The organism is Kitasatospora sp. NPDC051702 (assembly GCF_040681575.1).
Lineage (GTDB): Bacteria > Actinomycetota > Actinomycetes > Streptomycetales > Streptomycetaceae > Kitasatospora.
In genome coordinates, this window is the sequence record NZ_JBFAZB010000047.1 from 1 (window position 1) to 15,884 (window position 15,884).

Below are 15,884 nucleotides of genomic sequence, written 5' to 3' on the forward strand. Positions count from 1 at the left end.
CTCGAGGATCAGGTGGGCGTTGGTGCCGCTGATGCCGAAGGAGGAGACCGCTCCCCGGCGGGGCCGTCCGGTCGCCGGCCAGGCCCGGTGCTCGGTGAGGAGTTCGACCCGTCCGGCCGTCCAGTCCACGTGCGGGGACGGCGCGTCCACGTGCAGCGTCCTGGGCAGGACTCCGTGCCGGAAGGCCTCGATCAGCTTGATGATGCCGGCGACGCCGGCCGCGGCCTGGGTGTGTCCGATGTTCGACTTGACGGCGCCCAGGTAGAGCGGCGCCTCGCGGTCCTGCCCGTAGGTGGCGAGGATGGCCTGGGCCTCGATCGGGTCCCCGAGGGTGGTGCCCGTGCCGTGCGCCTCCACCACGTCGACGTCCGAGGTGGTCAGCCCGGCGCTGGCGAGCGCGGCCCGGATCACCCGCTGCTGCGAGGGCCCGTTGGGCGCGGTGAGCTGGCTGCTGGTGCCGTCCTGGTTGACGGCCGAGCCGCGCAGCACGGCGAGCACCGGGTGCCCGTTGCGCCGCGCGTCCGACAGGCGTTCCAGCACGACCAGCCCCGCGCCCTCCGCCCAGCCGGTGCCGTCGGCGGCGGCCGCGAAGGGCTTGCACCGCCCGTCCGCGGCCAGTCCGTGCTGACGGCTGAACTCGACGAAGGTGCCGGGGGTGGCCATCACGGTGACGCCGCCCGCCAGCGCCAGCGTGGACTCCCCCGAGCGCAGTGACTGGGCGGCGTAGTGGATCGCGACGAGCGAGGAGGAGCAGGCGGTGTCCACGGTGACGGCCGGGCCCTCCAGCCCGAGCGTGTAGGAGACCCGGCCGGTGGCGATGCTGCCCGCACTGCCGTTGCCGATCCAACCTTCGAAGCCCTCGGGGGCCGGGTTGAGCCGGGCGCCGTAGTCCGAGTACATGACGCCCGCGAAGACGGCGGTCCGGCTGCCGCGCAGCGTGGTCGGGTCGATGCCGGCGCGCTCCAGCGCCTCCCAGGCGGTCTCCAGCAGCAGTCGCTGCTGCGGGTCGGTGGCCAGTGCCTCGCGCGGGCCGATGCCGAAGAACTCCGGGTCGAAGTCGCCCGCGCCGTACAGGAATCCGCCCTCGCGCGCGTACGCGGTGCCGGGGTGGTCCGGGTCGGGGTGGTAGAGGTTCTCCAGGTCCCAGCCGCGGTCCGCCGGGAAGGGGCCGATCGCGTCCACGCCGTCGGCGACGAGGCGCCACAGCTCCTCCGGCGAGGTGACGCCGCCGGGGTAGCGGCAGCCGATGCCGACGACGGCGATCGGGTCGCGGCGGTCGGCCTCCAGGCTGGCCACCCGCTGGTTCGCCCGCTGCAGGTCGGCGGTGACCCGCTTGAGGTAGTCGCGGAGCTTCTCCTCGTTGGCCATGGGGTGGTTCCATCCTTCGGTCGGGGCGGTGGTCCGTCCGGTGGCGGTCCACCGGGCAGCGGAGGTGCGGTCGGGGCGGAACGGCGGGAACAGCGGAGGGCAGGAGGAGCCCGGGCGGACCGGCAGGGGGCCGGGCGGTCAGTCCGACCGGCGGGCGCGCAGCCGGGCCAGGCGCCAGAGCGCGCCGAACAGCACCCGCCGCGGGTCGCGGACGCCGCGCATCCGCAGGATCGAGAGCACCGCCCAGAGCGGGGTCTCGGCGGCGTGCCGGGGGGAGCCGTGGACGTCGTCGTTGGTGAGCAGCGAGAGCCTCCGCACGCTCCGGCGCAGCAGGGCCACCTCCTCCGGCGGGATCACCTCGTCGCGGCCGCTGACCAGGTAGGCGAGCGGGATGTCGAGGGCGGCGAGGTCGTCGGCGCCGAGGGCCCAGTCGCGGATGTGCGGGCCGAGCCCGGCGGGTTCGACGCCGGACAGGTGGGCGAGGGTGTCGACGGTGATCCGGGGGAGGCGCAGCTGCCACGCGGTGTCGGTGAAGAAGTGCCGCAGCGGAGCGCCGGCGGTGACGACGCCGCGCAGCCGGCGGTCGTCCAGGGCGGCGCGCAGGGCGAGGTGGCCGCTGAAGCTGAACGCGATGGCGTGGGTGTCGGCGGTGCGGGCGCGCTCGCCGACGGCGTCCAGCAGGGCGGGGTAGATCCGGTGGCTGTCGGGGCCGTAGCGCAGGGTGTTGTCGCCGACGCCCGGGAGTTCGAGCACCAGGCCGGCCATGCCGAGGCGGGCGACCTGGAGCAGGACCGGCGCCCACTGCTCCTTGGTGCTGACGATGCCGCCGGAGAACAGCAGCAGCGGCTTGGGGTCGCGGGCGGAGAGTCCGGACGTCCAGGCGCGGACGGTGCCGGCGTCGGTCTCGACGGTCAGCGGCTCGATGACGGGGGCCTCGGCGGTGCGCCAGCGCTCGAACGCGGTGGCGGCGCGCTCGGCGGCCTCCCGGCGGGCGGGGCCGTCCACGTACGGGAAGCGGGCGGTGGTGAAGTGGCGTACGGCGTCCTGGTACCGGCCGGCCCGCTCCGCCTCCTCGCCGACCCGGGACCACTCGGCGGTCCACGAGCCGCCGCCGTCGCCGTCGTGGTGGATCCGGTCGAGGACGAGCCGGCGCTGGTCGTCCGGGATGCGCTGGGCCCGGGCGTGCACCTCGATGTACTGCTTGAGCTCGGTGACGTCGTTCATCGTGCGGTCACCGCCGGGCCGGTGGCGTCGGCTGCATCGCTGTCATCGGTCGCGGCGGGCCCGGCGGTCGCGGCAGTCACACCGCCGCCCTCGGTGCCGCCGGTGCCGTCGGTGCCGCCGTCCGCGGTGAGGCCCGCGGACGATGTGGCGCCCGGCGGCAGGTACACCGGGAACTCCTCCAGCGCCTGCTTGATGCCGCCGAGCACCTCGGCCGCCTCGGCGCCGTCGACGACCCGGTGGTCGAAGGTGAGGTTGAGCCGCAGGACGGGCGCCACCGCCGGGCGGCCGTCGCGGGCGACCACCCGGTCCACGACCCGCCCGACGCCGAGGGTGATCGTGGTGCCGCCGACGGAGTGGAAGCCGTCGACCGGCGCGTGCCCGAGCGAGCTCACGGCGAAGGTGCCGATCCGCCCGGCCCGGGCCCGCAGCGGGCGTACGGTGGCGCGGTAGGCGAGCAGGCCGAGTGCGGGGTGCAGCCGGTGGAGCCTGCGCAACGGGGCCACCTCGGGCCGCGCGGAGGCGTCCTCGCCGCGGTGGTGGTCGATCTGCTGCTGCACGGTGTCGAGGTCGGCGCGATCGAGGTCGGGCACGACGGTGGCGAGGACGACGCGCCGGCCGTCCAGCCGGCGGTCCAGCACGAGCTTGCCGGCCACCGAGGGGTAACGCGCCACGCGCGGCCGCAGCCGGCCGCGGATCGCCGCGTTGGCCTCGGGGTGGCGGGCGAGCACCCGGCCGGCGGTGAGCAGCACGTACGAGACGAGCGAGTACCGGGTGCCGTCGGAGCGGGCGGCGGCCCGGTGGGCCAGGACGGCGGTCATGTCGACCTCGGTGTCGAGGTGGACGGGCGCGAAGGAGCGGATCTCGTCGAGGAAGTACAGGGTGTGCCGGCGCTGGCGGGCCGGCGGCACGACCTCGGCCGTTCCGGTCGCGGTGGCGGAGCCACCGGTGGCCGTACCGGCGGCGGTGGTGGTGGCTGTATCGGCGGCGGCGGTGGTGGTGGGTCGGGTGGGCCCGGCGGGCTGGGTGGAGGACATCGGGTCACGCTCCTTCGAGGGCGAAGCCGGCCTTGATCCACTTGCTGGACTCGACCGCGATGGCCAAGGCCCGCTCGCCGTGGGCGAGTCGGGGCAGCAACTGCTCCAACTGCAGGAAGGGAAGGCCGTTTCCGTTGTTGCCGGTGGTGGTCACGACGCTGATCTCGGCGGCGGACGGGTTGTCGAGCACCTCGCTGATCCGGGTGGTCATCCGGCCGGAGAGCTGGGGCGGGAGCAGGTAGCCGAGCTCGTCCGGCTTCCAGTCCAGACGGTGCAGCAGTTCGTGGTAGATCTCGGCGGACAGCGCGGGCACCCGGGCCTCGATCGCCTTGTAGTCCTCGCTGACGGCCGGGGTGCCGTCGGGCCGGTCGTTGGGGCCGAACCAGGCGAGGGTCTGTCCGGGGGCCTGCCCGAGGCCGACCAGCCGGGTGAACACCTCCCGGACCAGCGGGGCGCCGGGCACCGGGTCGACGGAGAGCACCACGGCGCCCGCGCCGTCGCCGAACAGCATCGCGTTGACCAGCTGCTCGGGCGGCAGCGCGGAGACGTCGGCGGAGAGGTCGAAGGCGCGCGAGCAGACGTCCCCGCCGATCACCAGGACGGTGCGGTGCTCCCCGGCCCGCAGCAACTGCCGGCCCAGGGCGATGGCCTGGAAGGCGCCGGTGCAGCCGGACTGCAGCTGGAAGGTGGGCACCTGGTCGAGGCCGAGCCGGTCGGCGACGATGTTGACGGTGCCGGGCATCAGCAGGTCGGGGGTGGCCGTGCCGAGCACCAGCGCGTCGAGGTCGCCGGCGGCGAGCCCGGCAGCGGCGAGGGCGCGCAGGCCGGCGCTGGTGGCCAGGTCGGCCAGGGAGTGGGTGTGGGTGCCCTGGTCGAGGTCCAGCGCGAGGTGGCGGGTCCGGGTACCGACGAAGAGGTCCACCCACTCGGCCCACTGCGGGCTCTGCCCGAACCTGCGGGCCAGCGCGAGGTTGTCCACGGGGGCGCCGGGCAGGGCGGTGCCGACGGAGAGCAGGCGGACGTCGCGGGTGTCGGCGGGTGCGGGGCGGTCGGGGTGTGCCACAACCGGGCCTCTCTGCTGCGGGGACGGGACGCGGCGTCCGGTCGGCGCTGCCGGCCCGCGGGCGGCGGTGGCCCGGGTGAACGGGGACGGAGCCGGGAGGCGGTGGCGCTGGCGACGGCCGGTCGGCCGGAGTGCCGGACACCCGTCCGGGGGCATGGTCGGGTGGTCCGGCGCTCCCAGCCTCGGGCGGCGGGCTAAACCTGCCCTAAGCCGCTGCGTAAGCCGCAATCAGCCGGAAACGAAGCGGGAAACGAAGCGGGAAACGAAGTCGGAAACGAAGCGGGAAGCGATGGCCGGGCAGCACGACGGCGCCCGCCCACGGGGTGTGGGCGGGCGCTGCGGGAGGTGCGTGGACGGGCGGGCCGCGGACGGGCCCCGGCCTACCCCGGCAGGGCGGCCAGCAGCTGACGGGTGTACGGGTGCGCGGGCCGGGCGAACACCTCCTCGACCTCGCCCTCCTCCACCACCTCGCCGTCCTTCATCACCAGCACCCGGTCGCTGCTGTGCCGGATCACCCCGAGGTCGTGCGAGATGAACAACACCGAGACGCCGGTCCGCTCGCGCACCTCGGCGAGCAGGTCGAGCACCTGCGCCTGGACGGAGACGTCCAGGGCGGACACCGGTTCGTCGCAGACCAGCACCTCCGGTTCCGCCGCCAGCGCCCGGGCGATGGCGACCCGCTGGCGCTGGCCGCCGGACAGCTCGCGCGGGCGCCGTCCGAGCAGTTCCGGGCCGAGACCGACCAGCCGCAGCCGCCCGGCGATCTCCTCGCGCCGCCGCCGTGCGGCCCGTCGCCCGGCGGCGCCGAGCGCCTCGCCGACCAGCCGCTCGACGGTCCACCGCGGGTCGAAGGCGCTCAGCGTGTCCTGCTGGACGAGCTGCACCCGCCGCAGGTCCGCGCCCCTGGCCGGGCCCGGCCAGGGCTCTCCGAGCAGGGTGACGGTGCCCGCGTCGGGGCGCAGCCGCCCGATGGCCATCAGCGCGACGGTGCTCTTGCCCGAGCCCGACTCGCCGAGCACGCCGAGCACCTCGCCCGCCCGCAGCCGGAGCGAGACGCCGCGCACCGCCCGGTGCGTCGAACCGTCCGGCCGCCGGTAGGACTTGACCAGGCCCTCGGCGGTCAGCACCACGGTGCCCGAATCCGTCGCGGACGGCCCCGTCGCGGGCGGCCCGGCGGCGGGCCGCGGTGCGGGCCAGGGCCGGTCGAGCCGGCGGCAGCGCGCCACCCGGTCCCCGGCGAGGCGGACGGGCTCCGGCGGCCGCGTCCGGCAGGCGTCCTCGGCGAGCGGGCAGTGCGGGGCGTAGCGGCAGCCCGCGTCGGCCGGTGCGGGGGTGCCGGGTGGCGGCAGCTCCGGGGAGCGGACGGACAGCCGGGTGCCCCGCGGGTGCCGCCCCGGGACGGCGGCCAGCAGCTCCCGGGTGTACGGGTGGGCCGGTGCGGCCAGCACCTGCGCGGCGGGGCCCTCCTCGACGAAGGCGCCGCCGAACATCACCGCGATCCGGTCGGCCAGCCGGGCCACCACCGACAGGTCGTGACTGATCAGCAGGAGCGCCGCGCCGGCCGCCTTCCGCTCGGCGAGCAGGTCCAGGATCCGGGCCTGCACGGTGACGTCCAGCGCGGTGGTGGGCTCGTCGGCGACCAGGACGGCCGGATCGGCGGCCACCGCGGAGGCGATCAGCGCCCGCTGGCGCTGCCCGCCGGACAGCTCGTGCGGGTACTGCCGGGCCCGCACCTCCGGTTCGGGCACGCCCGCCTCGGCCAGCAGCTCGACGGCCCGGGCCGGGCGCCGGGCGGCGGGCACCAGGCGGTGGTTGGCGAGCACCTCGGTGACCTCGGTGCCGATCCGGCGCAGCGGGTCGAGGGAGACCAGCGCGTCCTGCAGCACCAGACCGACCCGGCGGCCGCGCAGGCCGCGCCAACCGCGTTCGTCGAGCCCGGTGAGATCGACGCCGTCCAGTTCCAGTCGGTCGGCGCGGACGGCCGCGCCGGGGCCGGTGAGGCCGAGCAGCGTCCGGGCGGTGACGGACTTGCCGCTGCCGGACTCGCCGACCACGGCCAGGCACTCGCCGGGGCGCAGCGTGAAGCCGACGCCGCGCACCACGTCCCCGCCGCGGGCGAAGCCGACCCGCAGGTTCTCGACGACCAGCACCGGCGGCTCCCCGGCCGGCCCGGGCTCGGGCTCCGCCTCGGGCTTCGCGTCCGTGAACGATTCCGCGGGTGCACCCGCGAGCGGACCCCCGGTCGGACCGCCGGACGGATCCGCGGGCGACCCACCGGATGGATCCGCGGGCGACCCGGCGGCCGGCCGGGCGGCCTCCTCAGCGACGGCCATGTCCGTGCCTCCCCTCCAGACGGCGTTGCAGGTCCCGCCCCACCACGGTCAGTGCGGCGGCGGTGAGCAGCACGGCGACGCCGGGGCCCAGGGCGAGCGCCCAGGCGTCCTCGAACTGTCCGCGGCCCTCGGCGAGCATCGCGCCCCACTCCGGGTCCGGCGGCTGCGGCCCGAGCCCGAGGAAGCTCAGCGAGGCACCGGCGATGACCGCCCCGGCGATGCTCAGCGTGGCGAAGACGACCAGCGGCGGCAGCGCGTTGGGCACCACGTGCCGCAGTCGCGCGGTCCACCGCGGCTGGCCGAAGCCGACGGCGTGGTGCACGTAGTCGGCCCGGCCGACCAGGAGGGCCTGGGCCCGGGCGAGCCGGACGAAGCCGGGCAGCATGGACAGCCCGATGGCGAGGGTGGCGTGGCCGGTGCCGGGCCCGAGCAGGGCGATCACCAGCAGGGCGAGCAGCAGCCCGGGGAAGGCCAGCAGGATGTCGGTCAGCCGCATCAGGACTTCGTCGACGACGGCCCGCGCGGTCGCCGCCAGTACCCCGAGCAGGGCGCCGGCACCGAGGGCGAGGCCGGTGGCGCCGAGGCCGACGACCAGCGAATCGCGCGTGCCGTGCACCAGCCGGCTGTACACGTCCCGCCCCAACTGGTCGGTGCCCAGGAGGTGTTCGGATCCCGGCGGGGCGAGCGCGTTGACCGGGTCGACGGCGTTGGGCGGCTGCGGGGCGAGCAGGCCGGGCGTCAGCGCGGCGACGGCGAGCAGCACCAGCACGGCCCAGGCCAGCAGCGGCCCGAGCGGGATCCGCCGCAGGGTCGCGAGGGCCGCGACGGCCGGACGGGCTGTGCGGGGCGTGCGGGAGGGGACGAGGGCGGGGACGCTCACCGCAGGGACTCCTTCAACCGGGGATCGGCGATCGCGTACCCCACGTCGACCAGCAGGTTGACCACGGTGAACACCACCGCCGAGACCACCACCACGCCGGTCACCACCGGCAGGTCGCGGGCCGAGATCGCCGAGGCGGTGATCCGACCGATGCCCTGGCGGCTGAACACCGTCTCCACCACCACCGCGCCGCTCAGCAGCGAGCCGACGGTCCACCCGGACAGCGTGAGCAGCGGCACCAGGGTGTGCCGCAGCGAGTGCCGCAGTCGCAGGGCCGTCTCGCCGGAGCCGCGCGCCCGGGCGCTGAGCGCGTACGGCTCCTCCAGCGAGCGCTCCATCGACTCCCGCAGGACCTGGGCGAACACGCCGAGCATCGGCAGCGCCAGGGTGACGGCGGGCAGCACCAGGCCGTCCAGCCCGCCGCCGTCCACCGCGGGGAACAGCTGCCACCGGAAGGAGAAGAGGGTCAGCAGCACGATCCCGGCCCAGAACGCCGGGGTCGAGCCGAGGACCAGTTCCACCGCGGAGGAGGCCCGCCGCAGCCACGGCCGGCGCCCGGCGGTGGCCACCGCCAGCAGCACCGCGCCCAGCAGCGCCAGCAGGAAGCCGGCGAGGGCGAGTTCGACGGTCGCCGCGGCCTGGTCGCCGAGCACGTCCGCGACCGGGCGGGACGCCTGGTAGGAGTGCCCGAGGTCGCCACTCAGCAGCCGCCCGAGGAAGCGCCCGTACTGGACGACCAGCGGCTCGTCCAGCCCGAGGTCGTCGCGGACCCGGGCCGCCACCTCCGGGGTGACCTCGTGGCTGCCGACGATCAGCTGCACCGGGTCGCCGGGGGCCAGCCACAGGCCCGCGAAGGCGGCGCTGGCGGCGCCCAGGACGACCACGACCGCCAGCGCCAGGCGGCGCACCACCCAGTGCCGCAGCAGCGCGAGCCCGCCCGCCGGGGGTGGGAGCCCCTTCATCGCGCGGCCAGCCAGGCGTCGTAGAACTGCGGGAAGGCCGCCGCGTCGAAGCCGACCCCGTGCACCCTGGAGCTCGCGCCGAGCGCGGTGACCGGGACGTACAGCGGGATCTCCAGGACGTGGTCCACGACGTACTTCTGCGCCTGCGCGTACGCCCGGCCGCGGACCGCCGGGTCGCTGCTGGAGGCGCCCTGGTCGAGCCAGCCGTCCAGCTGCGGGTCGGAGATCCGGAACAGATTGGAGCCGCCCTTGTCCGCCGTGGAGGCGGAGCCGAAGTAGTGCCGCAGGATGTCGGCCTCGGGGCGGACGAAGCTGAAGCCGAGGACGTCCGCGGTGCCGCCGACGGCGGTCTTGGCGAAGGTGCCCGGGTCCTGGTTGAGGTACTGCAGCTCGATGCCGGCCTTCTTGGCGTCGGCCTGGACGCCCTGGGCGAGCAGGTCGCGGTTGTCCCGGGCGAGGTAGGCGGAGGTCGGCCAGACGACGGTCAGCCGCTTGCCGTCCTTGGTGCGGTAGCCGTCCGCGTCCCGGCCGGTCCAGCCGGCCTCGTCGAGCAGCTTGCCGGCGCCGGCCGGGTCGTACCCGAGGACGCCCTCGACGGACTTGTCGTAGAAGACGGTGCCCGGGCCGAGCGGGCCCTGCGCGCGGTGCCGCGTGTCGTGGTAGACCGACTTGACGAGCGCGTCGAGCTGGAGCGAGCGGGCGAGCGCGGTGCGCACCCGCTCGTCGGCCAGCACCCCGGCGACGGGGTTGAGGAACAGCCCGTACACCTGACCGGGCGCCTCCTGCTGGAGCACCTGGAAGCCCTTGGTGCCCTTGAGGTCGGCGATCCTCGCCGGGGCGGCGTTCCCGGCGATCTCGATCTGCCCGCTGCGCAGCTGCCCTTGGCGGACCGACTCCTCGGGGACGATCTGGAACACCAGCTTCTCCAGGTGCGCCGCGCCGGTGTGCGCGGCGCCCTCCGGCGCCCAGGCGTAGCCCGGGTTGCGCTTGAGCGTGACGCTGGTGCTCTTCTCCCAGGAGACGAAGGAGAACGGGCCCGAGCCGACCGGCTTGCGGCACAGGTCGGCGGCGTTGTCGGCGAGCGACTTGGGGGACTGGATGCCCAGGTACGGGGTGCTGAGCGCCTGGAGCAGTGCGGCGCGCGGCTTGGTCAGCCGGATCACGGCGGTGGCCGGGTCGGGCGCGTCGGCCCCGGCGAAGCCCTCCAGCAGGCCGCCGGCGTAGAGGGACTTGGTGGCCGGGTCGACGGCGTGCTCCAGGGTGGCCTTCACCGCGGCCGCGTCGAGCTTCGTGCCGTCGTGGAACAGCACGTCGGTGCGCAGGTGGAAGGTGTAGGTCAGGCCGTCCGGCGAGACCTCCCAGGACGTGGCCAGCCAGGGGTGGAACGTCCCGGCGGAGTCGAGCCGCACCAGGGAGTCGAAGACGTTGCGGTCCACCACGCCGGTGACGTCGGCCGGGCTCACCGCCGGGTCCAGGCAGTCCGGTTCGACCTCGGCCGCGAAGCGCAGGGTGCCGCCGTCCACCGGTGCGCCGCCCCCCGCCGCGCCCGCGCCGTCGGCGGAGCCGGACCCGGACGAGCCGCACGCCGCGGTGGCGACCAGGACGGCGGTGGCCAGCGCCAGCGTGCCCAGGGCGCGCAGCCCGGGCCGGGTGCCGGTGCGGCGGGCTCTGGGCGGGCGGATGTCGTCGGAAGCCGGCTGCGGCGCGGTGATGGGCACGGGGAACTCCAGCGCGAGAGGAACGTGGTGGTGGCGACCGGCCCGCGGTGGCGGTGGGGAGCGCGCGGCCCCGGCGTCGGACGGTGGGGACGGCGGAGGGCCGGCAGGCCGGCGGGTCGAGGTCAACGGGAGTCTGGCCAGGCCGCCCAAACCGGCGCTAAATCGCGCACGTCCGGGGCGGTACGTAGTCCGGGTAGGTAATTCCCCGGATGTGGGGCGCCGGCCCGCCCTGGCACCATGACGCCGCGGACCGTACGGATCTGACGGACCGTCATTCACCAGTTGCGAGGGAGACCGACCCATGCCACCCGAGACCGCCGCCGGCGCCGCCCCGACCACGGCCGCCCCGACCACCGACGCCGCACCGATCGTCGAGGCCGCGACCGTCGCCGCCGCACCGATCGCCGAGGACGTCACCGCGATCCGCCGGCTGCTCTCCCGCCAGGCCCATCTGCGGGACACCGACCAGCTCGACGAGTGGATCCAGGGCTACGTGGAGGACGCCGTCTTCACCGCGCACGGCACGGTGGCGCGCGGCCGGGCCGAGATCCGGGCGATCGCCGACGCCCAGCGCGAGGCCTTCTGGTCCGACTGGCGCGGCTCCCACTTCCTCAGTGAACCGGGGATCGACGTCGACCCGGTCGCCGGCACCGCCACCGGCACCACCCACTACACCTTCCTCGGCCTCGGCCCGGACGGCGGTTACCAGGTCTACGTCGTGGGCCGCTACCACGACAGCTTCGTGCGGACCGCGGACGGCCGCTGGCTGCTCACCGCCCGTGAGGTGCGGACCGTCGGCGAGGAGGCCGAACTGCTCCCGGCCGCGGGCCCGGCGTCCGCCGCGACCCCCGGAACGACCGGGACGGCGGAGGCCGGTGCGTCCGCCGCGCCCGACGCGGCCTCCGACGTGTCCGACTCCGGCGCCTGACGGGGCGGACTCCGGCGCGGTGCGCCCCGCGGCTCACGTCAGCAGCGGCCGCCGCCGAGCATGATCCGGGCCACCAGCTCCTGCCGGCTGCCCACCCCGGTCTTGGTGAACACGGACTTCAGGTGGTCCTGCACCGTGTACGGGGTCATCACGAGCAGCCGGGCCACGTCGCGGGTGTCGCTGCCGCGGACCAGCAGCAGCGCCACCTCCTGCTCGCGCGCGGTCAGCCCGTACGCGGCCAGGTGGAGCGGCATCACCTCGGCGGGGGAGGCCGGCGTCAGCACCACCGTCACCTCCTCCGCGGCGCCGCCGCGCAGCGCCGACCCGTGCAGCAGGTACCAGCGGTCGTCCCGGGTGCGCACCCGTACCGGCACCTGCCGGACGGGCAGTCCGTGGGCGGCCCGGCGGGCCTGCTCGGCGGCCATCGCCACCGAGGTCGGGACGGCCAGCGCGGTGGGCGTCGGGTCGGCGAGCCGGGCCAGCAGCTCCTCGGCCGGTCCGGAGACCGCGCGCAGCCGGTTGGCGCGGTCGAGCACCAGCACGGCCGGCCCCGGGTCCGCGGCGTCCGGTGCCGCCGCCGGGAGGTGGCAGGCCCGCAGGGCGTTGCCCAGGTGCCGGGCGGCGGCGTCGGCGAGTCGGCGCTGCCGCCCCAGGTAGGGTCCGCGGTCGGGCGCGCGCATGAACGCGGCGCACCCCCACATCCCGCCGGCCGAGTCGAACACCGCCCGCAGCTCGTCCCCGAACCCGGCCGGCGCGATCTGTTCCCGGTACCGCACGCTCTCCTGCGGGCGCCCCCCGGTCACCCGGCTGAGCGTCTCGGCCTGGACCCCGCTGTGCCGGATCTTCGGGAAGGTCGCCAGGTCGTCCTCCCAGACCTCCAGCCGCACCGCGTGGTCGTAGGCGGCCAGACTCAGGTCCTCGCTCTGCACGGAGTTCACGAGACCGGTCGCCGGGTCCGCCGTGTGCCAGCAGACGGCGTCGAACTCCAGCACGGGGCGGAGCAGTTCGTCGGCGCGCCGGAACACCTGCGCCGCCGTCAGCCCCTCTCCGGCGAGCTCCCGCACCCCCTCGATCGCCGATCGCGCCGCCGCCCCACGAGCTCCAGGTGATCCCATGGCGGGGACGCTAGCACCGCGGTTCGTACCCCGACCACGGGCCGATCGGCGGGTTCGCCCTCCTCCTCGTGGCGCTCTTCCGCGGCCGCCACGCCGTGTGCTGATGCCTCGTCACGCCTCTCGCCGCCGGTCCGTCGCGTGACCGCGTGGCGCGTGACCGCGTGCCGCGTGACCCTCGCCGTCGCGGTCTCCCGCCCCGGCCGTGTGGCCGGAGACCGGCGCACCGTTCGTCAGTGCCGGTCCCCCGCCCGTAGCTCGGAGGTGATCCGGCGCCGCCCGGAGACCAGTGCCTCGGCGAGCACACCGGCGGTGACCAGGGCCGTCAGCCCGAGCACCTGGAGCAGGACCGGCACCAGAGCGGGCCGCAGCCCCGGCGGGACGTCGGTGCCGACCAGGGCGGAGAGGCCGAACGCCGGCCCGAGCAGGGCGGTCGCGGCCAGTGCCGCCGCTCCTCCGCCGACGGCCGCGACGAGGGTCTGCGGCAGGGTCTCGACGAGGATCAGGGCCAGGCCCTGGCGCGGGCGCAGGCCCATGGTGCGCAGCCGGGCGAGCAGCGCGGCGCGTTCGGGGGCGGTCCGGACCAGCGTCAGCAGGACGGCGAGCAGCGCGAATCCGGCGGCGCCGACCACCGCCGCCCAGAACAGCCGGGTGGCCGAGCGCTGCAGCGGGTCGCCGGCGAGCTCGTCGGCCAGGGCGGTGGCGGTGTGCACCCGGTAGCCGTTCGGCAGGCTGACGGCCCCGGCAGCCCCGGCAGCCCCGGCAGCCCCGGCAGCCCCGGCGCTCCCGGACGGCCCGGAGACGCCGTCGGCCGCGGCCCCGGTGCCCGCGCCCGCCCCCGGCGCGACGGCGGACGATGCAACGGCGGAGGGCGCGGCGGCGGACGGCGACACGGCCCCGCTCGCCTCGGCGGAGAGGGCCTCACCGGGGTGCTCGCCGAGGGTGAGCCGCCAGGCCACCGGCGGCGCCGTCTCGCGCACCAGCCGGGTCAGCTCCTTCTCGTCGACGTCGCCCACGGCGAACCACAGGTTGGGCTGCCCGGGCTGGGGGAGCCGGGCGCTCGCGGGGCCGGCCGGCAGCACGACGAACCTGCGGTCGTCCCCGACCAGCGCGGGGGTGGTGGCGATCCGGCCGGCGTCGGCGGTGCCGAGCTCCCAGCCGTCGGGCCACCGCAACCGGTAGCCGCCACCGCTGAACCGGTCCCCCAGGGCGGTGCTGAAGAGGGCGGGTACCGGCGCGTCGGCTCCGCCGGCGCCGGTGAGGGCGGCCGGGTCGAACGCGCCGCGGCCGACGCTGCGGGAGAGTTCGGCGTAGGCCTGGGGGTCGACGACCAGGGCGCTGACCCTGGTCGGCCCGACGTCGGTGCCGAGCAGGTACACCTCGCTCTCCCACCAGACACCGGTGGCGAGCCGGACTCCGGGCAGTGCGGCGGCCGCCTCGGTGAACCGGGAGGGCAGTGAGGCGCCGGTCGGCGCACCGACGGCCGCGTCCCCGCCGACGACGGTCCGGGAGGCGCGCACCCGGGCACCTTCGACGGCGTCCAGCACGGTGGCCCCGAACCCGGCCGTGGTGACGGCGAGGGTCAGCGCGAGCATCGGCAGCAGGGAGGGGCGGCCCCGACCGCCGGGGCCGCGGGCCGCGCGGGCCAGGCCGAGGAAGCCGACCAGGCCGGGGAGCCGTCCGGCGCTGCGGGCGAGTGCCCCGACCGCGACGGGCTGGAGCCTGGCGAGCACGAGGCCACCGGTGACGGCGAGCAGCAGCGGTGCCGCGACCAGCAGCGGGTCAAGGCCCGCGCCGGTGGGCGCGAGGCCGCGGCGGCGGACCTCCAGGACGGCCGCGGCGGTGACGGCCAGCACCAGGAGTTCGGCGACGAGGCGGCGGCCCCCGTTCCCCGGGCGCGGCGCGGACCGGAACAGGGCCGCGCGGGCGGGGAACGCCAGCAGGGCGATCAGGGTGGTGGCGGCGGCCGCCAGGGCGGCGTCCGTCCAGCGTGGGGTGGGCACCAGCAGGAGGGCCAGGGCGGTCGCGGCCGCGGCGGCGGGCAGTACGGTCACCGCGCCCTCGCCGAGCAGGCGCAGCAGGATTCCGCCGCGCGAGCCGCCGCGGGCCCGGAGCAGCCGCAGTTCGGCCGCGCGCCGTTCGGTGGTCAGGCCGGCGGTGAGGAGGAGCACCACGGCGGCGACCCCGGCCAGTCCGGCCGGGCCGATCGCGGCGAGCGGTGCCACGGCGCCCTGCCGGGCGATGGCCCGGTCGAAGGCGGCGGGCAGCTGTGAGGAGATCGTCAGGTCGTTGCGGCCGGTGGCGGTGGCCAGCCCGACGACGGTGGAGCCACCGGTGTACCCGGCGATCTCCCGCCTGGTATCGGGCAGCCGGCGCGCGTGCAGGGCGCCGGTGTCGACCGGCAGGCGCCAGAAGTCGGTCGTGTGGACGCCCCAGTCGGCGAGCCTGTCCAGGCCGTCCGAGGCGACGATCCCGTCGGCTGCGAGGAGGAGGTGGGGGTTCCCCCGCACGCAGGCGCGGTCGACGCAGCCGAGGTCGGCCCAGTACGGGTCGTGCGGGTCGTCGACGGTGTAGAGGCCGACCACCCGGGCCAGTTCCCGGTCCGGTCCCTCGCCGCCCTGGAGGACGTCGCCGAGGCCGATGCCGATGGTGGTGGCCGCGGCCTTGCTGAGCGCGATCGGCACCGGCCCGCGGCCGCCGTCGCCCGCCGGCCAGGTGCCCGCCACCACGGTGACCCGGGTGGTGATGCCCTGGAGGTAGACCAGGCCGACCTTGGGCCGGAGGCCGTCGGGGCGGGCGTAGCCGGGGTTGTCCAGCTCGCGGGGTTCGTCGCCGCGTGCCCCGTAGACCGGGCCGGACGCCGCGTAGCGGAAGGTCGCCCCGGGGCGGGAGCCGAGCGTCCGCGCGACCTCGTCGAGGTCGGCGGCGTCGGCCCGGTGGTCGGCGGTGGCGAGCAGGATGTTCCAGGAGGGGCCGCGGTCCTTCAGGAAACCGTGCAACGCCTCGTCCGCGCCCCGGTCCAGGACGCGCGGGAGCGCGGCGGCGAGCAGCACGGTGCCGAACGCGAGCGCCGCCATGAGCAGGGCGGCCGTCCGGCCCGAGCGCAGCCGGGTGCGGACCCAGGGCGCGGGCCGGTGTCCGCCGGCCGGCCGGGCGGTGTCGGCGTCCGGGGCGCGGGTGTCGGCCGGAGCGGTCACCTCTCCTCCAGGTGCCGCAGCCCGGCGGCCGCCTGTCGCCGGCCGCGTGCGACGGACCCGTCCAT

The 15,884-nt window shown here is 76.5% G+C and carries 11 protein-coding genes; 1 reads left to right on the top strand and 10 read right to left on the bottom strand.

Annotation, left to right across the window (positions count from 1 at the left end):
* The 8 genes from AB0N04_RS30610 to AB0N04_RS30645 form a co-directional block, all read right to left on the bottom strand.
* Positions 1-1,368 (bottom strand): beta-ketoacyl synthase N-terminal-like domain-containing protein (locus tag AB0N04_RS30610; RefSeq protein ID WP_360215635.1); only part of this gene is annotated, 1,368 nt, incomplete at its 3' end.
* A gap of 138 nt (positions 1,369-1,506) precedes the next feature.
* Positions 1,507-2,592, bottom strand: a complete 1,086-nt coding sequence (locus AB0N04_RS30615; protein WP_360215632.1) for an alpha/beta hydrolase — start codon at positions 2,590-2,592, stop codon at positions 1,507-1,509.
* The gene (locus AB0N04_RS30620; RefSeq protein ID WP_360215629.1) at positions 2,589-3,626 is read right to left on the bottom strand and encodes a 2-oxo acid dehydrogenase subunit E2; all 1,038 of its coding nucleotides are present in this window, start codon (positions 3,624-3,626) and stop codon (positions 2,589-2,591) included. The genes AB0N04_RS30615 and AB0N04_RS30620 overlap by 4 nt, the downstream gene beginning before the upstream one ends.
* A 4-nt stretch (positions 3,627-3,630) precedes the next feature.
* Positions 3,631-4,689 carry a 3-oxoacyl-ACP synthase III family protein gene (locus AB0N04_RS30625; protein ID WP_360215626.1) on the bottom strand — a complete coding sequence of 353 codons (1,059 nt, stop codon included), beginning with the start codon at positions 4,687-4,689 and terminating at the stop codon, positions 3,631-3,633.
* A gap of 380 nt (positions 4,690-5,069) precedes the next feature.
* A complete protein-coding gene (locus tag AB0N04_RS30630) occupies positions 5,070-6,839 on the bottom strand; it encodes an ABC transporter ATP-binding protein (protein WP_360215623.1) in 1,770 nt (589 codons plus the stop codon).
* A gap of 169 nt (positions 6,840-7,008) precedes the next feature.
* On the bottom strand, positions 7,009-7,902 hold the full coding sequence (locus AB0N04_RS30635; protein WP_360215620.1) for an ABC transporter permease: 894 nt from the start codon (positions 7,900-7,902) through the stop codon (positions 7,009-7,011).
* The gene (locus tag AB0N04_RS30640) at positions 7,899-8,864 is read right to left on the bottom strand and encodes an ABC transporter permease (protein ID WP_360215617.1); all 966 of its coding nucleotides are present in this window, start codon (positions 8,862-8,864) and stop codon (positions 7,899-7,901) included. Before AB0N04_RS30640 ends, AB0N04_RS30635 begins: the two co-directional genes overlap by 4 nt.
* Positions 8,861-10,582: an ABC transporter substrate-binding protein gene (locus AB0N04_RS30645; protein ID WP_360215614.1), complete on the bottom strand. Its 1,722-nt coding sequence runs from the start codon at positions 10,580-10,582 to the stop codon at positions 8,861-8,863. Before AB0N04_RS30645 ends, AB0N04_RS30640 begins: the two co-directional genes overlap by 4 nt.
* Positions 10,583-10,883: 301 nt before the next feature.
* On the opposite strand from AB0N04_RS30645, the gene AB0N04_RS30650 reads away from it, so the two are divergent.
* Positions 10,884-11,510: a nuclear transport factor 2 family protein gene (locus AB0N04_RS30650; RefSeq protein WP_360215612.1), complete on the top strand. Its 627-nt coding sequence runs from the start codon at positions 10,884-10,886 to the stop codon at positions 11,508-11,510.
* Between the two features lie 38 nt (positions 11,511-11,548).
* On the opposite strand, the gene AB0N04_RS30655 is transcribed toward AB0N04_RS30650, so the two are convergent.
* Together AB0N04_RS30655 and AB0N04_RS30660 are read right to left on the bottom strand one after the other, a co-directional pair.
* Positions 11,549-12,625, bottom strand: a complete 1,077-nt coding sequence (locus tag AB0N04_RS30655) for a helix-turn-helix transcriptional regulator (RefSeq protein ID WP_360215610.1) — start codon at positions 12,623-12,625, stop codon at positions 11,549-11,551.
* A gap of 230 nt (positions 12,626-12,855) precedes the next feature.
* Positions 12,856-15,819, bottom strand: a complete 2,964-nt coding sequence (locus AB0N04_RS30660) for a hypothetical protein (RefSeq protein WP_360215607.1) — start codon at positions 15,817-15,819, stop codon at positions 12,856-12,858.
* Positions 15,820-15,884: the final 65 nt, after the last annotated feature.